Source organism: Haloarcula rara, assembly GCF_029338235.1.
Lineage (GTDB): Archaea > Halobacteriota > Halobacteria > Halobacteriales > Haloarculaceae > Haloarcula > Haloarcula rara.
Genome location: NZ_CP119785.1, coordinates 2,549,952 through 2,574,060, shown reverse-complemented (window position 1 = coordinate 2,574,060; position 24,109 = coordinate 2,549,952). Strand labels below are relative to the sequence as shown.

Here is a 24,109-nt window from a genome sequence, read left to right as displayed (position 1 = left end):
CCCAGAATAGGGTGCCTTCGCCCGAATAATAACGATTAATGGGACTTGATGTAGTGGAAAATCTTTAGTCGTGGCCCCCCAACCTTCCGGTACGGCACCAGAGCTGGGGCCGAGGATTTCACAATGACAGACAACGAACTAATCTGGCGAATCGCTGGCGGTTCCGGCGACGGAATCGACTCGACCAGTCAGAACTTCGCGAAGGCCCTGATGCGTTCGGGACTTCACGTTTTCACACACCGGCATTACCCGTCTCGTATCCGCGGTGGCCACACGTACGTCGAAGTACGCGCGAAGGACGAGAATGTACAGTCACGCGGTGACGGCTACAACTTCCTGCTCGCCTTGGGTGACTCCTTCGCCCGGAACCCACAGGACGAGGCCTACTACGGCAAGGAAGAGCTGAAACCGCTGTACGAGAACTTCGACGACCTCCGCGAGGGCGGTGTCCTCCTCTATGACGAGGGGCTGCTAGACGAGGAAGACGTCGAGGAGATCGAACTCGAAGAGGCCGCCGAGGAGAACGACTGGCACGTCGTTCCGATGGACCTGCGTGGCATCGCCAAAGAGCACGGCCGAGAGATTATGCGCAACACGGCCGGTATCGGGGCGACCGCCGCTATCCTCGATATCGGCACCGAGGAGTTCGAGACGCTCATCGAACAGAACATGGCCGGCGATATGCAGGAAGCCAACCTCGCCGTCCTCGAAGACGCCTACGAGGCCGCCTCCGAGCTCGACATCGACCACGACATCGAGGTTCCGGACGGCTCTCACGACGAGGAGCAGGTCATTCTCTCGGGTTCTAACGCTATCTCCTACGGCGCGCTCGACGAGGGCTGTCGGTTCATCTCGGGCTATCCGATGACCCCGTGGACCGACGTCTTCACCATCATGTCCCAGCACCTGCCCGAGTTCGGCGGTATCTCAGAGCAGGTCGAGGACGAGATTGCCGCCGCGGCGCTCGCCCTCGGAGCCTCGCACATGGGGGTCAAATCCATGTCCGGTTCCTCGGGCGGTGGCTTCGCGCTGATGTCCGAGCCGCTCGGACTGGCCGAGATGACCGAGACGCCGGTCGTGCTGGTCGAAGCGATGCGTGCTGGTCCCTCGACCGGGATGCCGACCAAGCCCGAACAGGCCGACCTGGAACACGTCCTGTACACCTCACAGGGCGACTCCGCACGGGTCGTGTTCGCGCCCGCGAACATCCGCGAGTGTTACACGCAGACCCGCTCGGCGTTCCGTATCGCCTACGAGTACCAGATTCCGTCCATCGTCATCTACGACCAGAAGATACAGGGCGAGCTCCGGAACCTGCCGGCGAGCCACTTCGACGAGGAGCCAAACGCCGACCCCGGCTCCGTCCTCACGGAGGAGGAGATTCAGGACGCAGCCCACCACGCGTCGGGCAAGTTCCAGCGGTTCCTCCACGAGCCCGAAGACGGCTCGAACGTCAGTCCGCGCTCGGTCCCCGGCCAGAAGGACGGGCGCTACCTCGCGACCGGGAACGAACACAACCCGTCGGGCCACATCAGCGAGGACCCCGACAACCGCATCGCTCAGATGGAGCGCCGTCTGAACAAGCTCGACGACATCCGCGCCGACCTCGACGAGAATGCCTCCCACCAGACCTACCACGGCCCCGAAGACGCCGAGTACGGCATCCTCGTGTGGGGGAGCCAGCAGGACACGGCATTCGAGGCCGTCGACCGGCTCAACGAGAACGGCCACAGCGTGAAAGCGCTGGGCGTCTCGGACATGGCCCCGTACCCGGTCGAGGAGGTCTCCGAGTGGCTCGAGTCCGTCGACCAGGCCCTGGTCGTCGAGATGAACGCCACGGCCCAGTTCCGCGGACTGACCCAGAAGGAGATCGGCAAGTACGGCGACAAGATGTCGAGCCTCCTGAAGTACAACGGGAACCCCTTCGAGCCCGCCGAGATCGTCGACGGGTTCGAATCGAGCATCAACGGCGAGGACCTCGCCGCGACCAACATGAAGTACCTGCCAGCGGCAGGTGACTAACCTATGAGTGCATTCAGCGCAATCGGAGAGGACCGAGAGATAGAGCGAGACGAGTTCACGCCCGGCATCGAGCCACAGGCCACCTGGTGTCCCGGCTGTGGGGACTTCGGTGTCCTGAAGGCGTTGAAACAGGCCATGCCCGAGGTGGGCAAGAACCCCGACGAGGTCGCCCTCTTTACGGGTATCGGCTGTTCCGGGAAGCTCAACAGCTACTTCAACAGCTACGGCTTCCACACCATCCACGGCCGCTCGCTGCCCGTCGCCCGGGCCGCGAAACTAGCCAACCCAGAAATCGAGGTCATCGCCGCCGGCGGTGACGGTGACGGCTACGGTATCGGTGGCAACCACACCATCCACACCGCTCGTGAGAACCACGATATGACCTACATCGTGTTCAACAACGAGATCTTCGGGCTCACGAAGGGCCAGACCTCGCCGACCTCGCCGAAGGGCCACAAGTCAAAGACCCAGCCCCACGGCTCGGCGAAGTCGCCGATTCGACCGCTCAGCCAGCAGCTAAACGCCGGCGCGACCTACATCGCCCGCACGGCCGCGGTCAACCCGAACCAGGCAAAGGAGATCATCGCCGAGGCCATCGAGCACGACGGCTTCGCGCACATCGACTTCCTGACCCAGTGTCCGACCTGGAACAAGGACGCGAAACACTACGTCCCGTACACGGACGTCCAGCAGTCCGACGAGTTCGACTTCGACGTCTCGGACCGGGCGGAAGCCGCCGAGATGATGCGAAAGACCGAGGAGCGCCTCTACGAGGGCGAAGTGCTGACCGGTCGGATGTACATCGAGGACGAGCGCCCCTCCTACGGCCAGGAGAAACGCTCTATCGGCGAGATGCCGGAGGAACCGCTCGCAGAGCGGTACTTCGACGAGGACGCCGAGTGGGAGCGGACCTACGACAACCTGCTCCAGCACCACAAGTAACCAGCCAACGCTGTGACCACGCGGACATCGGGACGCCCGCTGGCCCCACGTTTCCCGAAGCGGACGTGGGCCCGCGAGGACAGGCCGTGCGAGTTCTCGGCGGCCCGAAAGTGGGTTACTGATTCGGAACATATTTTTTCACCCACGGTAAATATCCCTCTATGAGTGTCGAGTCTACGGAGCGTCGTATCCTGTCAGTCCTCGAAGAGGACGCGCAGGCATCATACGCCGAGATAGCCGACCGGGCGGAAGTCTCGAAGCCCACGGTCCGCAAATATATCAAGAAGCTAGAAGAGGAGGGCGTCATCGTCGGCTACTCGGCCGATATCGACCCGAAGAAGCTCTCGGGCCAGTCTATCGCCATGGTCGGCATCGACGTGGCCAGCGAACGCTACGTCGAGGCGACCCGCCAGCTCTCCGATATCGACGCCGTCGAGTCGCTGTACACCTCCAGTGGCGACCATATGCTGATGGCGGAGGTGCGCGCGACCGACGGGAACTCCCTCGCCGCAGTCATCGAAGACGAGATACTCGAACTCGACGGCGTGACGGCCGCCCACCCCTCCTTCCTGCAGGAACGGCTGAAGTAACGGGTTTTTAGACGCTCCGGACCAGAGAGAGTCTATGCCGTCTCGGTTGGTTGTTGGCGCCGGTTCGACAGCGAGAGCGATAATCCACGCAGTGAGCGGCGACCACGAGCAGCTGCAGGTTCTCACGGACGACGGGCACCGCGCCGAGACGCTCCGGGAGGACGGTATCGCCGTCTCCGTCACGGACGACATCGACCGGGCGGGGATGGCCAAGCTGGACATCGCTCCGACGACGGTGATTGTCGCCACCGACGACCCGGCCGTCGCCGTCGAAGCCGGCGAGACCGTCGCCGAGCTGTTCCCCGAGGCCTTCCTGCTGTGTTACAGCGGTTACGGGGCCAGCGACGCCCAGCGCAGTCGCCTCGACGCTGTCGCCGACCGCGTGGTCGACCCCGAAGCCGTCCTCTCGGAGCGACTGCAACGGTGTGTAGGTGAGGCGGGCGCGCGCACCCGACAGCTCCAGCAGGTGCTTCGCGACATCGACGGCCACCTTGCGGTCGTCACGCACGACAACCCCGACCCCGACGCCATCGCGAGCGCCGTCGCGCTGGGCGAACTCGCCGCCAGAGCCGGCTGTACAGTGTCGCTGTGTTACTACGGCGACATCTCCCACCAGGAGAACCGCGCGTTCGTGAACCTCCTGGAGTACGACCTGGTGAACCTAGAGCCCGGCGACGACGCGGCGCTCGATGCCTACGACGGGTTCGCCCTGGTGGACCACTCACGGCCCGGCGTCAACGACCAGCTCCCCGAAGACCTCCCGATAGACATCGTCATCGACCACCACCCGCCGCGACTCCCGGTCGAGGCGCGCTACGTCGACCTGCGCAGCGGCGTCGGCGCGACGAGTACGCTCCTGGTGGATTACTTCCAGCGGCTGGAGGTCGAACTGTCCGAGTCCATCGCGACCGGGCTGCTCTTTGGCATCCGTGTCGACACGAAGGACTTCCGCCGGGAGGTATCGGCAGAGGACTTCGAAGCGGCCGCCCAGCTCGTCCAGCGGGCGGACATGGACGCTCTCCAGCGCATCGAGGACCCGAGCGTCAGCGGCGAGACGCTCGCTATCATCGGCCGCGCTATCGACAACCGAGAGGAGGAAGGGTCGGTGTTGCTCTCTTGTGTCGGCGAGCTCTCGGACCGCGACGCGCTGGCACAGGCCGCCGACCGGCTGCTCGACCTCGAGGGTATCCACGCGACGATGGTGTACGGCGTTCTCGACGGGACGATTTACGTCTCGGCGCGGGCCCGCGGCGCCGATATCGACCTCGGCGAGGCCCTGCGGGACGCGTTCGGCCAGATAGGCTCCGCGGGCGGCCACGCCGACATGGCCGGCGCCCAGATAACGCTGGGCGTGCTCGACAGCGTCGACGACCGGGAAGAGTCGCTGCACAGCATCGTCAGTTCTGTCGTCAACGACCGCTTCCTCGACGCGGTCCAGTCCCGGTCCCACCGGCTGCTGGGGCGCGTCAACGGGTCGACGGAGTACACGCCGGACGAGTACGCCGGGCTAGCCCGACCCCAGCCCGACGAGCACGACAGCGGGTAGGCGAGTCTTTTTGCCACTCGCTGGGCAAAGGTCGGTGATGGCAGACACGGGTCGACCGACGGTGGGGGAGTATATGACACGCGACGTCGCGACCGTCGACCTCGACGACACCGTCGCGGAAGTGGCCAAACGCATCGCCGAGAGCGACGACTTCAGTGGCTTCCCCGTCACCGACGGGCGACGCGTCGAGGGATTTGTCAGCGCCAGGGACCTCCTGCTCGCCGAGGACCACGAACCGATGTTCCGGGTGATGACCGAGGACATCATCGTCGCCGCCCCCGAGATGGCCGTCCAGGACGCCGCCCGGGTCATCCTCCGGTCTGGCATCCAGAAACTCCCGGTCGTCGACGACGCCGGCAACCTGGTTGGCATCATCTCCAACGCAGACGTCATCCGCTCACAGATAGAGCGTGCGACCCCAGACAAGGTCGAGAAGCTCGCACGCACGCTTGCAAACATCCACGACATCACCACCCACGACGAGCGCCGGATGGTCGACCTCGCCGCGCTCACGCCGACCCAGCCGACGGTGTACGCCGACGAACTGGAGGGGCGGGTGTACGAACTCGAACGCGGGCTGGCCGAGCCCCTGGTCGTCATCGACAACGACGGCCACCTCTACCTGGCTGACGGCCACCACCGGGTGAAGGCCGCCGAACGGCTCGACATCCGGGCGATGGAGGCAAACGTCATCGTGCTCGAGGAGACTGTCGACCTGGGGATGGCCGAGACGGCCACTGAGGCCGGACTGGAGTGTATCGGCGACATCGAGGTCGTCGATTACGCCCGCCACCCGCTCGTACAGACGACCGAGCGGTTACAAGAGTAGGGAGACGTCGACTGACGGGAGACGTCTCCAATACCGACGCGGCGACCACCGGGAGCCGCGGAGGTGCGGTGCTGTCCAGCGGGAGACGTCGACTGACGGGAGACGTCTCCGAGACCGAACGGAACCCTGGGCAGAACAAACTTGTCAACAGCTACCGTACCACATGGTATGTACGACGACGAGGAACTACGGGCGATACGGGAGGCAAAAGCCGATTGGGAGGCAGAGACCCTCGGCCCGGCCATGGACGCCTCCGACGAGCGGCGCGAGCGCTTCGCCACGGTCTCGAACCTCGACGTCGACCGGCTCTACACGCCCCTTGACGTCGCCGACACCGACTACGAGACGGACCTGGGTTTTCCCGGCGAGGAACCGTACACGCGGGGCGTCTACCCGACGATGTACCGCGGGCGCCAGTGGACGATGCGGCAGTTCGCGGGGTTTGGCACCGCCGAGGAGACAAACGAGCGCTTTCACTATCTCATCGACGAGGGCCAGACCGGTCTCTCGACGGCCTTCGACATGCCGACGCTGATGGGGCTGGACTCGGACGCCGCGATGGCCGACGGCGAGGTCGGTAAGGAGGGTGTCGCCGTCGACACGCTCGAGGACATGGCGCGCCTGTTCGACGGCATCGACCTCGCGGAGGTGTCGACGTCTTTCACTATCAATCCGAGCGCGCCGGTCATCTACGCGATGTATCTGGCCCTGGCCGACCGACGAGAAGTCCCGCGCGAGCAGTTGCGGGGCACCCTCCAGAACGATATGTTCAAGGAGTTCATCGCACAGAAAGAGTGGGTCGTCGGCCCGGAGCCATCGCTGAAGCTCGTCACCGACGTCATCGAGTTCGCGAGCCGGGAGACACCCAGATTCAAACCGGTCTCGGTGTCGGGCTATCACATCCGCGAGGCCGGCGCGACCGCCGTCGAGGAGCTTGCCTTTACACTCGCCGACGGTTTCGCCTACGTCGAGGACTGCCTCGCGAGGGGACTGGGCGTCGACGACTTCGCCCCGCAGCTTTCCTTCTTCTTCAACGCCCACAACGCCATCTTCGAGGAGGTCGCGAAGTTCCGAGCGGCCCGTCGCATCTACGCCCGGGTAATGGAGGAGTGGTACGACGCCGAGGCGCCGGCGAGCAAGCAACTGAAGTTCCACACACAGACCGCCGGGCAATCACTCACCGCTCAGCAGCCGCTGAACAACGTCGTCCGCGTGACCATCCAGGCCCTCGCCGGCGTGCTCGGTGGGACACAGAGCCTGCACACCAACAGTTTCGACGAGGCGCTGGCACTGCCCTCGGAGGAGGCCGTCAGGGTCGCCCTGCGGACCCAGCAGATTATCGCCGAGGAGTCCGGCGCGGCCGACATCGTCGACCCGCTGGGCGGGAGCTTCGCCGTCGAGGCGCTCACCGACGAGATAGAACAGAAGGCGATGGACCACATAGCGCACATCCGCGAGGAACTGGGCGACGGGTCGATGCGCGACGGCGTGCTCGCGGGCATCGAGCAGGGTTATTTCCAGCGGGCGATTCAGGATTCGGCCTACGAGTACCAGCAGCGGGTCGAACGCGAGGGTGAACTGGTCGTCGGCGTCAACGCCTACACGGTCGAGGAGGAGCCCGAGTCCGAGCTGTTGCGTGTCGACGAGGCCGTCCAGGAACGCCAGCGCGAGCGGCTCCAGGCAGTGAAAGCGCGACGTGACGACGGCGCCGTCAAGCGCGCACTGGATGCGGTTCGAAAGCGTGTGGTGGCCGATGAGAACGTGATGCCGGCAGTCGTCGACGCGGTGAAAGTCGAGTCGACGATGGGTGAGATAATGTCTGTGTTCGAATCGGAGTACGGCAGCTACCGGAAGTAAATGAGCGTGAGCCGACAGTTCCATAGCGTTTAATATCGGGCTCGGAATTTTCCACCTATGGGGCTTGGAAACCAACTAAAAATCGCGGGAAGCTGTTTTCGGTCGCTAATCACCCATCCGTTCGTCCTGGTCTACCCGATGCTGACCGGGCTGGGCATCGTCGGGACGTTGTTGGGCTTTGCGTCGCTCGCGCTGTTCATGGCCACGCCGGTCGGCCCGACACTGCCGGACTCGACCGTCGTCTGGGGCATCTACTTCGTGTTGCTCGTGCCGATGGTGTTTCTCGGCCTCCCCTTGCTCATCACGACGATGAAAGTCGCCTACTGTTACGAACTCCACGAGCTGTATCAGGGTCGTCGACCGATGCCGCTTGCCGGCCTGTTCGTGGCACTCACGAACCTCAAACGTATCGTCCTCGGCACCGTCATCATCGCCGGTATCTTCAACGGCGGGCGCCTTGCGGCCGGCACTATGGGCAGCGTCGGCAACGCGGCCGGAACGGCAACGATGGCGGGCTCGGACGTCCTCTCGACGTTCATGGCGCCAGCGATAGCCATCGAGGACGCGAGCGCGCAGGCGACCGCACAACACGTCACGGAAGCCGTCGAAAAGCAGTGGGGCGAGGCGTTCGCCGTCTCCTACAGCGTCGGTAAAATCGCGGGGGCTCTCTTTTGCCTCGGGCTGTTCGGCGGTATCGGTATCATCGCGAGCTTCTATCTCGGCGTGTTCCCGCTGGCGATGGAACCGACGACCGTGTTGCTACTGGGCGTGCTCTCCCCGTTTGCGGGCTTCTTCGCGGCCGCCTCGTTCAAGTCGCTGACTGACGGGCCCATCTCGACCGCGCTGTATATCCACGCCGTAGAGGGCGACCAGCCCGACCGCTTCGGGCTCTCTGTCGCTCAGGTAGCGAACATCAGCTGACAGCCGAGACATCGACCGGTTCGTCTATAGTAGCTGGCAAAAATCAACACGCACACACTATGCCGGTGCGGTCGGTGTGTAAATCAGTTACGTGGTACATTAGCGCCGATCGCCGGGCCCGTCGGCCGGCCAGTCACTGTGGGTCGCGCTTCTCGACCGCGCCCGTCCGGCGCGAGACGTAGATGACCAGGCCCAGCATGACACTGAGTCCGACGCCGACGGTCACCATCCCGTACAGCGCCACACCGAATGGCGTCGGCGGCAGGTCGATGACGCCGAACAGCGCCGGCTGGAGGTCTGCGGGTCGAATCGACCCCAGGACAAAGCCCATCACGCCCGCCAGCGCGACGATGATGACGTATATCTGGACGACGACTTTCTCGCCGGGCGTCTCGCCGACCTCTTGACTCATACTCCAAACTGGGGCGCGAGACGATTAGCCTTTTTCACTTCCGGCCCCAAGGCCGCGTATGTCACAGAAGGAACTCCTGTTTATCGTGCTTTCGGGCATCGCTATCATGATGTTCATCACCGCTATCGTGCTGGTCTCGGGCGCGAGCTGAACCGCCCCAAGCCTTATTTCGCGCCCGCTGTCCGTGTAAGACAGTCCAGATGACGGCCGCCCCGCTCGACCTCCACAAGCGTGTGGCTCCCGCTGTTCGTCCTCCTCGGCTTCGCGACCACCGGTGTGGCCTACTACACCGGATCGACCGGGGAATCGTTGTCGCTACTGGTCGCGGCCTCCGGGCTGGGGACGCTGCTGGTGCTCACGACCGATTACGAGCAACTCGAAGAGTAGCGAAAAGCGCTGTCTCAGTCGTCCTCAGGCCGGTTGCCCGCAGCGGGCTCACCGCCGTCGGACCGGGGGTCCGACGAGGGCCGCCTCAATCGTCCGATTTCGGCTTTCCACCGTCAGTCAGTGCGGACTGCTCTTCGTCCTCGCCGCCGTCGGTGATAGCCGTCTCGAGCTTACGGTCGTACCACTCCCACTCCTTGTCGAGCATCCCGTCCCGTTCGAGGTTCCACGGGTCGCCGTCCTCGATTTTCGGCCCTTCGAGCCAGGACTGCAGCAGGTTCCAGACGAAGATGAGCTGGCCGACAAGCAGGATAAAGGCGCCCACAGTGGCCAGCAGGTGGAAGGTGCTGACCTGTGCCAGCGGCGCGATTGCGCCGTCGAATTCGTAGGTCGCGTACCGGCGCGGCATCCCGAGATAGCCAAGCGCCAGCATCGCGAAGAACGTGAGGTTGGTCCCGATCATCGAGAGCCAGAAGTGGGCCTTCCCGAGCGTGCGCTGGTACATCCGGCCGGTGAAGACCGGGAACCAGTAGTAGATGCCGGCGAAGACGGCGAAGCCGATAGCGCCCATGACGACGTAGTGGAAGTGACCCACGACGTAGTAGGTGTCGTGTAGCACCAGGTCGACGGGAATCGAGGCGAGGAAGACGCCGGTGACGCCGCCGATGATGAAGTTCGCGACGAAGCCGATACAGAACAGCATCGGCGTGGCCAGTCGAAGGCGGCCGTTCCACATCGTCGTAATCCAGTTGAACGTCTTGACGGCGCTCGGTATCGCGATTGCCAGCGAGACTGCCATGAAGGACGCTCGCAGTCGCGGGTCCATCCCCGTCGAGAACATGTGGTGGGCCCACACGCCGAAGGATAGCACGCCGATGGCCAGCGTGGAGTAGACGACGAACTTGAAGCCGAACAGCTTCCGGCCCGAGAACTTCGGGAGGATGAGACTGACCAGGCCCATCGGTGGGAGCACGAGGATGTACACCTCGGGGTGGCCGAAGAACCAGAACAGGTGCTGCCACAGCAGCGGGCCACCGCCCTCCACGGCGAAGAACGTCGTCTGGAGGTTGCGGTCCATGAGCAACATCACGATGGCGCTGCCAAGCAGCGGGAAGGCAAAGAGGATGAGCGCCGACTGGGTGAGGATGGTCCACGAGAAGATGTCGAGGTTCGCCCAGCTGACGTCCTCACCGCGCTCGGTGAAGACGGTCGCGATGAAGTTGATGGCACCCATCGTCGCGGCGACCCCCGAGAGGTGCAGCCCCAGCAGCATCAGGTCGACGCCGGGGTTAGCCTGCTCAACGGACAGCGGCGTGTACATGGTCCAGGCAGTCTGTGCCGGCTCGATCATGTTCTCCGTGACCGGCGCCAAGAAGAAGCCGGCCCAGATGAGGAGGGCGGCGGGCGGGAGCAGCCAGAACGCGATGGCGTTGATACGCGGGAACGCCATGTCGTCGGCGCCGATAAGCAGCGGAATGAAGTAGTTCGCAAAGGCCGCGATGATGGGCGTCCCGAAGAGGAACAGCATCGTGATGCCGTGACTCGTCAGGATGGAGTTGTACGCGTTCGCTCCCAGTATCGCTCCGCCCGGAGCGATGAGCTGGACGCGAATAAGCATCGCCATGATACCCCCGACGGCGAAGGCGATGATGCCGTACAATCCGTACAGTAAGCCGATGTCTTTGTGGTCGACAGTCGTCAGCCAGCGGATGATACCCGCGGGTTTCTCCCGGTTGAGGACGGCGGCGTCCTCACCAGTCGCGGTGCCACCTCCGGCCAGCGGCGTGTACGACCGCCAGTTCTCGATGCGCGTGAGTAACGCGATGATGCCGACGAGGAGGACGGCCATCAACCCCGTCAGCACTAGATCTCCTACAGCCATAGACGCACGTCAGGACTGAGTGATAATGAAAGGGGCGGTTCCGCCGGCCGGTTGTTACGCTTCGGGGAGCTCGTCGTCGCCTTCGGGCTCCGCCTCGTCGTCGGTCGTCTCTGTGCCGTCCTCGAGGCTCTCCGCTTTGGCGTCCGATTCCGCTATCTCGGCGGCCTCCTCAGCCTGTTCGGCGTCCTCGACCGCGCGGCCGGCGTAGTACGTGAGCACCGCCAGCAGCAGGAACATCGAGATCATCAGCGAGAACTGCAGCCCGCTGAAGACGGGGTCGAGGCCGAACGGACTCACGACCGCAAAGGCCGCGATGAAAAAGAGGAGGATACCGAGCGGAATGGCGTTAACAGTGAGGTCGAGCAGCGTCTCCTTTTCGAACCCGAACAGTCCCATATATCATGCCGTTGGACGTGGGGCGGTAAATAGGCTGTTGGTTTGTCTCAGACTTTCGTCTGTTCCATGACCGAGCCGACCCCGCCCATCGCCACCATCACGACGCCGGCGACCGCGACGGCCACGAGGCGGGTCAAGACGGGACCCGACCCGATGTTGGCGACCGTGATGTCGGCCGTCGGGACGTACGCGACGGCCAGCCCGACCGCGATGATGGCAAGCACCACGCCGACGCCGACCAGTGTCGGCCACGGGCGCGTCACGTAGCCCGACTCGGTGAGGATACCGGCGATGGAGCCGCCAAAGAGGATGAGTCCGAAGACGGCCACCGGAAAGAGCCCGATGAAAACGCCTATCTCCGAGAGGACAAGGCCCAGCGCGACGAACACCGGCCACGGACTCGCCGTCCGGTACTGGTCGCTCAGTCCGGGTTGCTCTTCCATACCCGCAGTTGGGTGTGGGGCGTGATATGCCCATCGGACTCTCCTGCCGCCAGTAGTCACAGCAGGTAGTATCTACTCGTGTTCGCGCGGCGTCAGACGTGGCACAAACTATTTGTCTGCGATACGGCTTGGTGAAGGTAATGAGTATGCGTACGGTAGAGCTAGTATCCGAGTGGGACACGGTGCCCTTCGACGGCGGCTACGACGGGCTCTGGTCCCTCTCCGACCAGGGTTTCTCCGGTGCCGTCACGACTGGCCCCACACAGCTGTTCATGCTGAACGGGACCGTCGTGGGCGTCCTCGACGGCGATATCGAGGCCTTCGATGGCGCCGACGGCACCGCACGAGCAGCGCCCCACGATGCCTTGCCCTTGCTGGTCGTGATGCAAGACCGGGCCGACAGCCCGCGGGCACAGTACTACACCGAGGACACGCCGATATCGGACGTCGACCGGACGCTCGAAGACGGGAGCTTCACCGGATACGTCGAGCTGTCCGAGAACGTGCTCTCGGGGGACTACTACATGGTCTACCACCAGGGGCGCTCGATGAGCGTCGCATGGGTCGGGAACTCACAGCGGCTCATCACGGACGAGGACGCCTTCGAACAGGCCGACGGCGAAGTGGGTATCTACCAGGTCATGCCGGCCGACATCGAGCCCGTCGAGATTCCCGAACCATCGCCATCGGCAGACGAGAGCGAAGAGACGGTGGCTGGGTCGGCCACAGCGGTCGACGGAACGGCGGACGAGACGGTGACAGCGGCGTCGGGTGAGACGACTCCAGACAGCGCGCCAGCCGAGGAGGCGGCCGAGCCGGCTAGCGAGGCGGGTTCGGACTCATCCGCCGACGATAGCGCGGCCATGGCGAGCGACCGGCCGGGCCCGAGCGACGACGCCGGGCCCGGAACGGCGGCTGCCACGGACGTCGCCGAACGAGGGGCCGGAGCGGCCGGCCCGCCGGGGTCGAAAGCGGCCGGTGCGAGTCAGGGGACGGCCGTCGACAGGACACGGCGCGAGGAGACGAATGCAACAGGGGCCGACAGCGGGACCACGGCGGAGGCGCCGGCCACCGACGCGGAGTCTGCAACGCCCGAGTCGGCGGACCCTGCCCCGACCGAGACCGAACCGGCACCGGACGACGGTGGGACAGCCCCGGCCAGGACAGAGCCCGCGGAGCCGTCCGGCGGCCGGACTACGCAGGCCGAGACGGCCGATCCCCCGACAGACAGGACCGAGACGGTATCGACGGACGAGAGTCCAGGGGAACGCCAGACCGCGGCCGCGGCGGTCGACAGCGACGCGGTCAGCGACCTCGAAACCCGGTCGATTCCGTCGCTGGACCCCGAACGGTCGAGCTCCACCCCGGAGCAGACGACGACCACGACGACGGCGACGCAGTCGATATCGTCTGAGTCTCCGTCCGCTGAGCCCGCGTCGGCCGACCGGTCCTCGACGGCGGGAGCGGCTGACGCCGAGCCGATCGAGCCACGGTCGGAGGCGTCGGCAGCGACCGGGGACACCCAGTCGGCACCGTCCCCGGAGCTACAGGCGACGCTGGAGTCCCGCGAGGCCGAGATCGCGGAGCTGGAAGGCGAGATACGCGACCTCTCGGCCGAGAACCAAGAGCTCGCCGCCGAACGCGACCGGCTGCTCGGCGAGCTAGAGGAGGCCCGCGCGGAGATACGGCGACTGGAAGAGGAGCTGGCAGCGGCCGGGAGCGCCGCCCCGGACGGACAGACGCTCTCGGCTGCGGAGGCCGTCGACGGGACGAACCTCTTCGTTCGCTACCACTCCAAGGGCGAGGCCACGCTGGAGTCGGCCCAGAACGGGAACGCAGACAGAGCGTCGGTCGAGGAGAACCTCCGGCTGGAGTATCACACCCAGTTCGACGCCGAGGAGGCGGTCGTCGACGGCGAGGCCTTCGAGGAGTTCCTCCGCAGGAGCATCCAGTACCGCTTTGTCGACTGGCTCGTCAGGAAGCTGCTGTACGAGATACAGACCACAGGCCACGAGAGCGCGATGGGCGTGCTCTACGACGCCATCCCGAAAATCGACCGCGCCGAACTCAACGGGAAGGTGTCGGTGACCTACACCGAGGACGGCCAGGAACACCGCTCACAGGAGACCTTCGACGTGGTCGTCCGCGACCGGATGGGTAATCCGCTCGTGGTCGCCAACATCAACGACTCCCGCCAGCCCGCGACCGACGGCCAGATGACCGACATCGTCCGCAACGCGGAGCGAGTCGGGTCGGCCTCGGACTCGCTGGCTGCGGCGTTTCTCGTCACGAGTAGTTTCTTCGAGCCGGAGGCCCTGGAGACGGCGCGGGAGGCCACGTCCAGTGGCCTGTTCAGCCGCGACAAACGCAAGAGCTTCGTCAACCTCTCGCGGAAGGGCGGCTACCACCTCTGTCTGCTCGAAGCGCGAAACAAAGAGTTCCACCTCGCCGTCCCGGAACTCTAGAAAAGAGACCGCTTAGCTCTCTATCTCTGCGGCGTCGTCGATTTTCATCCCTTCGAGCTTGTCGATGATCTCGTCGATCTTCTCGTCTAGGTCGTCGACGAACTCGCCGGTCTGTTCTGTGGTGATCGCGCCCTGGCTGGAGGGCTCGATGAGGTTCTCCTCTTCGAGAACGCGAAGGGAGTAACGAACCTTGTGGTGTGGGTAGCCCGTCTCGTTGGACATCTTCACGATCCCGATAGGCTCGTTCTCTATTACCATGCGAAGCACCTGCAGATGGCGCTCCAGCATGTCGACTTCCTTCTCAAGCCTGTCTATCATGGCAATTGTTAACTTGTGTTGGGTGGGTTTAAAAGTTACCCTCACACACCCGACCTTGCCGGTTTCACTGTACAGATTGGGGGGTGATAAAACCGTCGTAACGTTTCACATGGGGCGTGTTGGCGTACGCGAGCACACGCTGGGAGCCTCCGAGACGTCGGGTGGTCGCTGGGCGCAGCCTGGCCCCCGGTCAGTCGTAACTGTGAGACCGTAATCTGTTTATCATGGTGGACGGAACGTCCGGTCGATGACCGTAACCATCGTCGGCTCACAGCTCGGCGACGAGGGCAAGGGCGGCATCGTCGACCTGTACGGCGACGACGTGGACGTCGTCGCGCGGTATCAGGGCGGCGACAACGCCGGCCACACCGTCGTTCACGAGGGCGAGACGTACAAGCTCTCGCTGGTTCCGAGCGGAGCCATCCGCGGCAAGGTCGGCGTGCTGGGCAACGGCTGCGTCGTCAACCCGCGAACACTGTTCGACGAGCTAGACACACTCCAGGAGCGCGGGCTGGACCCGGACGTGCGTATCGCCAAGCGCGCCCATATCATCTTCCCGTTCCACCGCGTGCTCGACGGTATCGAAGAGCAAGTCAAGAGCGAATCCGACAGCGAAGTCGGCACCACGGGCCGGGGTATCGGCCCGACCTACGAGGACAAGGCCGGCCGCCGGGGCATCCGGGCCGGCGACCTGCTACACCCCGACGTGCTCCGTGAGCGACTGGAGTACATCGTCCCGCAGAAACGCGCCGTGGTCGAGGACGTCTACGGAATGGACGCCGACGACCTGGAGAACCCCGAAGCGCTGGACGTGGACGCCCTCTACGAGGAGTTCCGCGACTACGGCGAGCGCTTCGCCGAGGAGGACATGACCGTCAACGCCAGCGTCTTCCTCAGCGAGAAGATGGCCGAGAGAAAGAACGTGATGCTCGAAGGCGCCCAGGGGACCACCATCGACATCGACCACGGGAACTACCCCTACGTCACCTCCTCTAACCCCACCGCGGGCGGCGCCACTACGGGCACCGGACTCAGCCCCGGCGTCGTCGGCGGCGGCGAGGTAATCGGTATCGTCAAGGCCTACCTGACCCGCGTCGGTAGCGGGCCCCTGCCCACGGAGCTGGGCGGCGTCGTCGGCGACACGCCCGGCTACGAAGAACAGGGCGAAGGGGAAAACGAGGAACTCGCGACCCAGATTCGCGAGGAGGGCGGCGAGTACGGTACCGTCACTGGGCGACCCCGACGGGTCGCCTGGCTCGACATGCCGATGTTGCGCCACGCCGCGCGCGTCTCAGGCTTTACCGGCCTCGCCATCAACCACCTCGACGTCCTGGCCGGACTGGACGAGGTGAAGGTCGGCGACGCCTACCGGCTAGACGGCGAGGAGCTGCACACGCTGCCGGCCACCACCGAGGAGTGGGGCCGCTGTGAGGCCACCTACCGGACCTTCGACGGCTGGCCCGAAGTCGACTGGGGCGCGGCCGCAAGCGAAGGGTTCGAGGCGCTGCCCGAGAACGCGCGGACCTACGTCGAGTACATCGAGGACGAACTGGACACGCCGGCCTACGCCATCGGCGTCGGCCCCGGCCGCGGCGAGACTATCGTCCGCGAGCGCCCATTCTAGGCACGGACGACAGGGTTGTCGGCAGACAGTATCCTTTTATTCCTACCGCTCCGACCAGCGGGTATGAAAGAGGACCTGATGGACATCATCTGCTGTCCGCTGGACAAACACGACCTCGACCTCGACGTCGCGGAGCGCGACGACGAGGAGATTCTCTCGGGCACCCTCACCTGCACGGAGTGCGGTGAGCGCTTCCCCATCGAGGACGGCATCCCGAACCTCCTCCCGCCGGACATGCGCGAGGAAGCCCCCGCGTAACCGCCTGAAGGTTTTTCTTTCGGCGTGACAGACAGTCTAGAGTGTCCGACGCCCTGACTGTCCACGTCAATCGGGAGTCTCTCCACAGCCTGTCGGTCCCCGACAGCTTCGAGGCGAGTGACAGCTTCGACGTGGTGCTGGTCAACCACGGCGAGTCCACACACGTCCACCTCCATCTCGACGACGCGCTCTCCGAACAGGCCGCCGTCGAGGCCCCGAATCACCACGTCGAGGGCGGTGGTGAACGCGCAGTCCGGGTGCGACGCACCGATGACGGTCGCGCCCGTGGGAACCTGAAAGTGGTCACCGCCTACGGCGCGACGACCCGCCTCGTCGACGTGGTGCTGACCGAGCCAGTGGCCACCGATGAACCGGTCGAGGTCGACGAGGAGCTGGCGAAACCCCAGCCACGGACCGACGACAGAGAGCTTCCGACGGTCGGGTCGGTCCCGCTGGGCCCCCTGCTGGCCGCGAGCGGGGCGGCTGTCGGGCTCGGGGTCGGCGCCGGCGCGGTCACTGGAAGCGGCATCGTCGCAGTCGCTATCCTCGGGCTGGTGCTGCTTTCGATTGTCGTCGCCGTGGTGGTCGCGAACCGGCGCTAGTCGTCTGTCTCGACCCCGGCGAGGTTGCCGTCGTCGTCGAACAGTTTCGCGCGCAGGAACCGCGTCCGGTAGCGGTTCGCGCCGTCGTAGACGTCGGCCTCGCGGATGTCACCGGCCCGGCCGTCGGCGACGGCGTCGATAATCGCCTCGACCTGCTCTTTCTCGCTCGGTGTCAGTTCGAACTCGTAGGTCTGGGCCTGCTCGCCCTCCAGTTTCGTCCACTGGCGCGCGGCGGCGATGACCAGCGAGCAGGGCTCCCGGCAGGGGAACTCACCGTCGCCGCCGTCTACATCTAGTTCCGTCTCCTCGTCGTACTCCCACTCGCGGCGTTTCAGACACTGGGAGTCATCACAACAGGCCTCGGCGACCCAGTTGACGTGTTCGTACCCCTCGCCGCGGTCCCAGGTGCGGACGACGCCGTAGATGCCGGTCTGGCGTTCTACGGTCTCGTGCCAGTGGTCGACGTCGAGTTCGCCCTCGCGCTCGCGGTGCCAGTTCTGGACCGTCGCCGGATAGAACGCGTGGACGGCTTCCACGACGTCCGCGGCGTCGAGGTCGGGGAACTGCCAGCCGGTCTGTAGCGACGGCGCGGTCTTCAGCGGGCGGTAGTCGCCGTCGTCGTCGTGCTTGGCGATGTCGCGCGCATCGAGGGGGTCCTCGTGGGCCGTCAGCTCGTCGGCGGGAGTCGCCGCGTCCGCGACGTGTCTGAGGTCGTAGCTTCGGCCGCGGTCGCCGTCGAGCGAGACGGTGACCTGTAGCTGGCCCCACTCTGTCGCCAGACCGTCGGCGAGCGCGTCGTAGCGGTCCGGAACGGTGTGCTCCTCGGCGCCTTCCAGCCAGCGCAGGAACGCCCACCGGGCGTCCGTCTGTGGCGCGACCGCGTGCCAGAAGTACCAGTTCCCCACGTGGGGGTCTTCGGCTGCTTTCTCTTGAAGGGCGTCCTCGTCGAGCCCGCTGGTCGCTTCGGCGGGTGTCTCGAACGTGTAGCCGTCCTCGCCGACCTCGACGCGGAGGCCGTCGAAGTCGATGCCGTCCGGCGCGGTAGCCACCAGCGCGTCCACCGGGTCCTCGTCCATACCGGAACACGGGACTCACGTGAAAAAAGCTAGCCGGTTCGGTCGGGGCTTGCCGCCACTCCCCGGCGTTCATACTGTCGACTGTAAGTACGTGGAGATATTCGGCACCCGTAGTGCCGAATTCTTCCGTAATGTTACAGCCGACAGTATCAGTCGCCCGCCGCCGACCCCGCGCCGCTCTCCCCGCGGACCTGCTCGATGGCCGCGCTCACGTCGGCGCCGGCCTCGGCCGCCCGCTCCAGGACGACGTCGGCCATCAGCGGCTCTGTCCCGACGGCACCGGCGTACCAGATGTCGTGGCCGTCGACGGTCTCGGGGACGCCCCAGCCGTCGCGGTAGTCCTCACACAGCCCCATATCCTCGGGGATGTCCTCCTGGGTGTGGTAGCCGTCGGCGATGAACAGCGGGACGACGACGACGTCCTCGCTCTCGAAGAAGTCAGTCACGTCGTCGACCTCGGGGTCCTCGTCCATGAACAGCGCCTTCACCTCGTCGAAGCGGCCCATCTCGGCGATGCGGTCGGCGTGGTACTCGATAGCCTTCGCGGAGTTCTCGTTGCGCTCGGTGCCGTGGCCGACGACCGCGAGGCCGAAGTCCTCGCCGACGCCGGGGTCGCCGGTCACCGACTTCGCGCGCTGGACGATGACGTCGCTCATCGAATCGTGGGTGCCGACCGGCCCACAGTAGTGGACGGTCTGACCGGTGTCGTCGGCGGTGACCGTGGCGAAATCTGCGCTCGTGCCATCGGAGTCCCACAGCTCGGGGTCCCAGTCGTCCAGGCGGAACTCCCGGGGGATGACCTGCTCGGTGAAATAGCCCTCCGAGATGAACAGGGGCACGAGATACACCTCGTCGGCGTCCACGGTGCGAAGAGCCTCCCGAAAGTGCGGTTCCTCCTTCCAGAAAGACTCTCTGACCTCGCTGAACGCGCCGGTCGCGCGGATGGTGTCGGCGTGCGAGAACGTCGGCGTACTCGACTCGGCGTTCAGGTGCGAGCCGTGGGCGGCGATGACGAGCGCTTGCTCCATAGGGGGGCCTTAGGCGGAATCGGCCTTAGGGGCTTCGCCACGCGAACGGGACCAACGCAGGCGACACCCTGGCAATACTGCCCTATTCGTCTGCTATCTCCGTCACGTGACGCGGGGCGAGCGAGTCCGACTTGACGAGTCGAACACCGAGTTCGTCGGCCAGCTGCTCGTCGGCGTCACGAACCGTTCCCGTCGTCGCCAGCATCACCGTGTCGGTTCCGGCGGCCCCCGTAATCGCGTCGCAGTGTTCGATGCTGCTCCTGACAGTCCCGTCTTCGGGACTGTGGACGACGACACCCATCAGTTCGTCCCCACACTCGGCGAGCAGGTCGAACGGGCCCGACGCCTCGGGACGGAGTGACCAACCGGTATCCGAAAGCACCCTGCTGACCATCTCCGTCACGGCCTCAATCATCGGCGGGTCCGTCGTGTCACTCATCGTCGCCACGTTACGGAGCCGGACCCCACGGTCGGCGGCCAGTCGCGCGTCAACGGTTCGGACTGTGCCAGTCGTCGCAAGCATCACGGTGTCAGTACCTGCCGCACCCGTAATCGCGTCACAGCGCTTGATTATGTCCCGGTCTATCTCCCCGTCGTCGGGGCAGTGCACGACGACACCGACCAGCTCGTCTTCGCGCTCGGCGAGCAGGTCGAACGGGCTCTCGGCCCGGGCGCCACGGGCCCGCCAGTCGGTCTTCGCAAGCGCCTGCAGGATGTCGTCTATCGCCGTCTCCCTGTCCGGTTTGTCGGACTGGTCGTCCCTGTCCGCTGCCCGACCGTCCGTGGACGACGGGGAGCCAGCCGACGCCGTGTCGGGTCGCCCGGACTGGGACTCCGCCACCGCCGGTATGAGTTCGGCCACCTGGTCGCGCTCGAAGGACTTCGCCGAACCGAACGTCGTCCGGAACAGGCCCTGAATCGACTTGGTCGCACTCTGTACGCGACCAGGGGCCTGACACGCCGCACTCCGCTGTTTGAGGTAATCCGCCACCTCGGTGAGGCCGTCGGCCGCCGTTTGAATACCCCAGCTCGTTTCGTCGTCCCGGTCGATACACAGCTTCCCGATTCGGCCGTCCGTCTTCGTGGCTACGCCGGTAATGGCCGAGAAATCGATTGTGAACTGGTCGTCACCGCCTACCTTGCCGACCAGCGCGATTAGCCGGCGGTCCGTGACGACCACGACGGTCTGATACCTGCTGTCAGGAATCACGTGCCTGGACGTGCCGCTCTCTATCTCGATACCCTGCTTCCGGTTCGTCAGCACGTACTGAACCGTCTCGTCGGCCTCGACGGCGTCTATCGCCGGCCCGTCCGCCAGGTACTCGCCGGACAGATAGCCCCCCCTGACCCGGTCGGTGAGTACCGACGGCGAGTCGTCGTCGGTTACCTCGATGATTTGGCCCACGGTTTTCACCCCAGATGACACCCGTCCACCCACACAGATGACACCAGTTAAGTAAGGTTCCATCTCCAGGGACAAAAATCTTCACTGCTCGAACGCGGACTAGATGATATCGCTGTGAGCGAACTGCCCGGCCCCCGTGGGCCGAGTCGATACCGACGAGACCGCTGGCCGGGTTCGCCCGGTAGCGCGGCCGCCACCTGTGCCGGTCACACTTTTGGTTCCTGCCGACTCAGAGAGGCACATGTCACTGGCCGCCGCCACCCGCGAGGCCGTCCGCGAGCGCCCCTTCCTCTACGACGCGCTCGCCGCTGGTGTCGTCAACTACACCGCAGCCGCCAGAACGCTCGACGTCGACGGCGACACCGACGCCCTCGCTACCGCATTGCGCCGGTTCGCCGACGAACTGGCCGACGACCCGACTCACGAGAGCGAGGCGCGCGTCTCGATGCAGAGTGGCCTCGGCCACGTCGACGACGGTGACGCGCTCTTCGTGGTGGGCGACACCCGCCTGGCTGGCGGGGCCGGCTCGCTGACCGGTATCGTCGCCAGCGGCGACCTCGAACCCGCGGCGCTCGGGGACGTGCTCGGGCGACTTCGCGCAGCCGATATCGCCGCCGAAGCCGCCGGCGTCGGCGACGAGACCCTCGTCGTCGCGGTCGAACGCCGAGACGGCCCCGACGCGCTCCGTGTCGTCGAGGGTGCTGTCGGTCGGTAGCGAGTCGGTCTCGCCCGCTTCGACGCCTTGAAGCGGCCCGGTCTGGTGAATGCAGGTAATGACGCTGCGCGTGACGAACACGCTGACCGGCGAGACAGAGCCCTTCGAGCCACGCGACCCCGATTCGGTGTTGCTGTACTACTGCGGGCTCACCACGTCGGACCCGCCCCACCTGGGCCACGCCCGCGGGTGGGTCCACGTGGACGTGATCGCCCGGTGGCTGGAGTGGTTGGGGTACGACGTCCGCCACGTCGAGAACTTCACCGACGTCAACGAGAAAATCGTCGCTCGCGTCGGCGAGGACGGCGAGAGCGAATCGGACGTCGCGCGCCACTACGTCCAGCAGGTACTCGAGGACATGCGGGCGCTGAATCTGGACCGCGCGGAGGTGTACCCGCGCGTCTCCGAACACGTGCCCGAGATTATCTCGCTCGTCGAACGGCTTATCGAGAGCGGCCACGCCTACGAGGTAGCGGGCTCCGTCTACTTCGACGTGACCAGCTTCGAGGGGTACGGCAAGCTCTCGGGCCAGTCGGTCGAAGACCTGCAGTCGCAGGGAGCGGCCACCGGCGAGAAACGGAACCCCGCGGACTTCGCCCTCTGGAAGGCCGGCGGCGTCGACCCGGAGGACATCGCCGACCACCAGCACCCAGAGGCCGCACCCGCCGCGGAAGCCTGTGAGACGGCCCAGACGTGGGACTCGCCGTGGGGCGATGGCCGACCCGGCTGGCACATCGAGTGTTCGGCGATGTCGATGACCCATCTGGACGAGACCATCGACATCCACGTCGGCGGGCAGGACCTGGTCTTTCCCCACCACGAGAACGAGGTGGCCCAGAGCGAGGCCGCAACCGGACAGCGCTTCGCGGACTACTGGCTCCACGTCCGGCTGCTGGAGACGAAAGGCGAGAAGATGTCCTCCTCACTGGGGAACTTCTTCACAGTGAACGCAGCCGTCGAAGAGTTCGGTCCGGACGTCCTTCGCACGTTCCTCCTGTCGACGGCCTACACCTCCAGAGCCACCTACAGCGAGGAGACCATCGGGGAGGCCCAGGAGCGCTGGGACCGCCTCCAGCGGGGCTACGAGCGCGCGGTCGACGCCTGTGACGACGTCGACGCCTACGCCACCGTCACCCACGACGGGCTCCGGGCGGCGGTCGCCGAGGCACGCGAGACCTTCGAAGCAGCGATGAACGATGACTTCAACACCCGCGAGGCGATGACCGCGCTGCTGGATCTCACGGGCGAAGTGAACGCCTACGTCGACGACCACACCGAGTACGACTACGTCGCGCTCCGGCGGGCCGTCGAGACCTTCGAGGAGTTCGGCGGCGGCGTCCTCGGGCTCGCCTTCGGCGAGAGCGACGAAGGGGGCGACGTGTCGCTGGCCGGCGACCTCGTCGACCTCGTCCTCCAGGCCCGCGAGGACGAACGAGCGGCGGGCAACTACGAACGCGCCGACGAACTGCGCGACGAACTCGAAGCGCTGGGCGTCGAGGTCCAAGACACCGACGACGGACCGACCTACCGTCTCGGTGAAAATAACTGACTGCGAGAGCGTCGCCCCCTACCAACGTCTGACTTCTACGCGGCCCGAGCCACGAAACTTATCATCGAGTAATGTACTCACTACTGGTATGCGACGGATACTACTGACAGCGATTGTTGCCTTGGTTGTCGTCTCCTCGGGCTGTGTCGGGCTGATAACGGGCGAGACAGTCGAATTCGAGGCCAACAACGCTACGGTCGAAGAGGACGCACGCTCTTCGGCTGGCTACGAACTGAACAATTCCTCTGAACAGTCTATCACCCGCGACGTGGAGTTCCTGGGCCAGGAGCGAACTATCCGCATCGTCAACCAGGTCAGCAGGTACACCAGCGGCGGCTCGCTGGCGGACGTCGTTGACAGCGAGACGCTACCAGAAAACGAGACGCTACCAGAAGACGAGAGGCTGGCAGAGAACGAAACTCTCCAGCAAGAAATCGAGAACGAGACGAGCAGTGACACCCAGGTCGCCGACCTCAAACAGTTTATTGTCGTCTCGTCGCCGGGTGCGAAGGTAGCTGGTCAGACGCTCAACCCCGCGGCGAGCTGGTCGAGCGACCGCATCCTCGAACAGGTGGCAGATCAGACCGGGCAGCTTGACGACATCGAGTCAGACGGAAGCCGGAACGCCGAGTCCCTTGGCGATGAACGCGAGGTCAGTGAGTTCACAGCGACTACCGAACTAAAGGGCCAGGAGATAGACGTCAGGCTTCACGTCGTCAGCTTCGAACACGAAGGTGACGTCGTCATCGCAGTCGGTGCCCACCCGGAAGAGATAGACGAAGAGGAGAACGTCGACGAGCTGCTCGAAGGTATCGAGCACAACGGTAACTGAGCGAGCGCCACGT

Annotated in this window: 23 protein-coding genes; 15 read left to right on the top strand and 8 right to left on the bottom strand. The window is 65.2% G+C overall.

Annotation, left to right across the window (positions count from 1 at the left end; translation table 11 throughout):
• Positions 1–123 precede the first annotated feature (123 nt).
• From P1K32_RS13700 to P1K32_RS13670, 7 genes are all read left to right on the top strand, one after another.
• Complete coding sequence (locus P1K32_RS13700; RefSeq protein WP_276250268.1) at positions 124–2,022, top strand: 2-oxoacid:acceptor oxidoreductase subunit alpha; 1,899 nt, start codon at positions 124–126, stop codon at positions 2,020–2,022.
• A 3-nt stretch (positions 2,023–2,025) separates the two neighbouring features.
• Positions 2,026–2,964 (top strand): thiamine pyrophosphate-dependent enzyme, encoded by a 939-nt coding sequence (locus P1K32_RS13695; RefSeq protein WP_276250267.1) that lies wholly within the window; start codon positions 2,026–2,028, stop codon positions 2,962–2,964.
• Between the two features lie 161 nt (positions 2,965–3,125).
• Positions 3,126–3,554 (top strand): HTH-type transcriptional regulator LrpA1, encoded by a 429-nt coding sequence (gene lrpA1 / locus P1K32_RS13690; protein ID WP_220587882.1) that lies wholly within the window; start codon positions 3,126–3,128, stop codon positions 3,552–3,554.
• A 34-nt stretch (positions 3,555–3,588) separates the two neighbouring features.
• Positions 3,589–5,100, top strand: coding sequence for a DHHA1 domain-containing protein (locus P1K32_RS13685; protein WP_276250266.1), 1,512 nt, complete (start codon positions 3,589–3,591; stop codon positions 5,098–5,100).
• 37 nt (positions 5,101–5,137) lie between these two features.
• On the top strand, positions 5,138–5,929 hold the full coding sequence (locus P1K32_RS13680; RefSeq protein WP_276250265.1) for a CBS domain-containing protein: 792 nt from the start codon (positions 5,138–5,140) through the stop codon (positions 5,927–5,929).
• A gap of 168 nt (positions 5,930–6,097) precedes the next feature.
• Positions 6,098–7,786, top strand: coding sequence for a methylmalonyl-CoA mutase family protein (locus P1K32_RS13675; protein WP_276250264.1), 1,689 nt, complete (start codon positions 6,098–6,100; stop codon positions 7,784–7,786).
• Positions 7,787–7,843: 57 nt separating this feature from the next.
• On the top strand, positions 7,844–8,707 hold the full coding sequence (locus P1K32_RS13670; protein WP_276250263.1) for a hypothetical protein: 864 nt from the start codon (positions 7,844–7,846) through the stop codon (positions 8,705–8,707).
• 133 nt (positions 8,708–8,840) lie between these two features.
• Here P1K32_RS13670 and P1K32_RS13665 read toward each other — a convergent pair whose 3' ends face one another.
• A complete protein-coding gene (locus P1K32_RS13665) occupies positions 8,841–9,119 on the bottom strand; it encodes a DUF7520 family protein (protein ID WP_276250262.1) in 279 nt (92 codons plus the stop codon).
• 231 nt (positions 9,120–9,350) lie between these two features.
• On the opposite strand from P1K32_RS13665, the gene P1K32_RS13660 reads away from it, so the two are divergent.
• On the top strand, positions 9,351–9,506 hold the full coding sequence (locus P1K32_RS13660; protein ID WP_276250261.1) for a hypothetical protein: 156 nt from the start codon (positions 9,351–9,353) through the stop codon (positions 9,504–9,506).
• 85 nt (positions 9,507–9,591) lie between these two features.
• Here P1K32_RS13660 and ctaD read toward each other — a convergent pair whose 3' ends face one another.
• Genes ctaD through P1K32_RS13645 form a run of 3 tightly spaced genes read right to left on the bottom strand, consistent with a single transcriptional unit; the run spans position 9,592 to position 12,224 of the window.
• Entirely contained in the window at positions 9,592–11,385 is a 1,794-nt protein-coding gene (gene ctaD, locus P1K32_RS13655) for a cytochrome c oxidase subunit I (protein WP_276250260.1), read from the bottom strand.
• Between the two features lie 54 nt (positions 11,386–11,439).
• Entirely contained in the window at positions 11,440–11,781 is a 342-nt protein-coding gene (locus P1K32_RS13650; protein ID WP_276250259.1) for a DUF6684 family protein, read from the bottom strand.
• Positions 11,782–11,828: 47 nt separating this feature from the next.
• Entirely contained in the window at positions 11,829–12,224 is a 396-nt protein-coding gene (locus P1K32_RS13645; protein WP_276250258.1) for a DUF7541 family protein, read from the bottom strand.
• Between the two features lie 140 nt (positions 12,225–12,364).
• Here P1K32_RS13645 and P1K32_RS13640 point away from each other — a divergent pair, with 140 nt between their 5' ends.
• Positions 12,365–14,689, top strand: a complete 2,325-nt coding sequence (locus P1K32_RS13640) for a DUF7527 domain-containing protein (protein WP_276250257.1) — start codon at positions 12,365–12,367, stop codon at positions 14,687–14,689.
• Positions 14,690–14,701: 12 nt separating this feature from the next.
• Here the strand turns inward: P1K32_RS13640 and P1K32_RS13635 are convergent, their stop codons facing one another.
• Positions 14,702–15,007, bottom strand: coding sequence for a hypothetical protein (locus P1K32_RS13635; RefSeq protein WP_220587891.1), 306 nt, complete (start codon positions 15,005–15,007; stop codon positions 14,702–14,704).
• A 247-nt stretch (positions 15,008–15,254) separates the two neighbouring features.
• On the opposite strand from P1K32_RS13635, the gene P1K32_RS13630 reads away from it, so the two are divergent.
• The 3 genes from P1K32_RS13630 (at position 15,255) to P1K32_RS13620 (ending at position 17,491) form a co-directional block, all read left to right on the top strand.
• The gene (locus tag P1K32_RS13630) at positions 15,255–16,631 is read left to right on the top strand and encodes an adenylosuccinate synthase (RefSeq protein ID WP_276250256.1); all 1,377 of its coding nucleotides are present in this window, start codon (positions 15,255–15,257) and stop codon (positions 16,629–16,631) included.
• 63 nt (positions 16,632–16,694) lie between these two features.
• On the top strand, positions 16,695–16,889 hold the full coding sequence (locus P1K32_RS13625) for a methytransferase partner Trm112 (protein WP_220587893.1): 195 nt from the start codon (positions 16,695–16,697) through the stop codon (positions 16,887–16,889).
• A gap of 41 nt (positions 16,890–16,930) precedes the next feature.
• The gene (locus P1K32_RS13620; RefSeq protein WP_276250255.1) at positions 16,931–17,491 is read left to right on the top strand and encodes a DUF7524 family protein; all 561 of its coding nucleotides are present in this window, start codon (positions 16,931–16,933) and stop codon (positions 17,489–17,491) included.
• Here P1K32_RS13620 and P1K32_RS13615 read toward each other — a convergent pair.
• The 3 genes from P1K32_RS13615 to P1K32_RS13605 form a co-directional block, all read right to left on the bottom strand.
• Entirely contained in the window at positions 17,488–18,567 is a 1,080-nt protein-coding gene (locus P1K32_RS13615) for a DR2241 family protein (RefSeq protein ID WP_276250254.1), read from the bottom strand. The two genes, P1K32_RS13620 and P1K32_RS13615, sit on opposite strands and share 4 nt — an antisense overlap.
• 149 nt (positions 18,568–18,716) lie before the next feature.
• Positions 18,717–19,595 carry a CbiX/SirB N-terminal domain-containing protein gene (locus P1K32_RS13610; protein WP_276250253.1) on the bottom strand — a complete coding sequence of 293 codons (879 nt, stop codon included), beginning with the start codon at positions 19,593–19,595 and terminating at the stop codon, positions 18,717–18,719.
• Between the two features lie 82 nt (positions 19,596–19,677).
• Complete coding sequence (locus P1K32_RS13605) at positions 19,678–21,000, bottom strand: hypothetical protein (protein WP_276250252.1); 1,323 nt, start codon at positions 20,998–21,000, stop codon at positions 19,678–19,680.
• 241 nt (positions 21,001–21,241) lie between these two features.
• Between P1K32_RS13605 and P1K32_RS13600 the strand changes: the two genes are divergently transcribed.
• The 3 genes from P1K32_RS13600 to P1K32_RS13590 all read left to right on the top strand — a co-directional run bounded on the left by P1K32_RS13600 (position 21,242) and on the right by P1K32_RS13590 (position 24,096).
• Positions 21,242–21,715, top strand: a complete 474-nt coding sequence (locus tag P1K32_RS13600; RefSeq protein ID WP_276250251.1) for a DUF7523 family protein — start codon at positions 21,242–21,244, stop codon at positions 21,713–21,715.
• A gap of 58 nt (positions 21,716–21,773) precedes the next feature.
• The gene (gene cysS, locus P1K32_RS13595; RefSeq protein WP_276250250.1) at positions 21,774–23,264 is read left to right on the top strand and encodes a cysteine--tRNA ligase; all 1,491 of its coding nucleotides are present in this window, start codon (positions 21,774–21,776) and stop codon (positions 23,262–23,264) included.
• 88 nt (positions 23,265–23,352) lie between these two features.
• Positions 23,353–24,096 (top strand): DUF6517 family protein, encoded by a 744-nt coding sequence (locus P1K32_RS13590; protein ID WP_276250249.1) that lies wholly within the window; start codon positions 23,353–23,355, stop codon positions 24,094–24,096.
• The last annotated feature ends 13 nt before the right edge of the window (positions 24,097–24,109 follow it).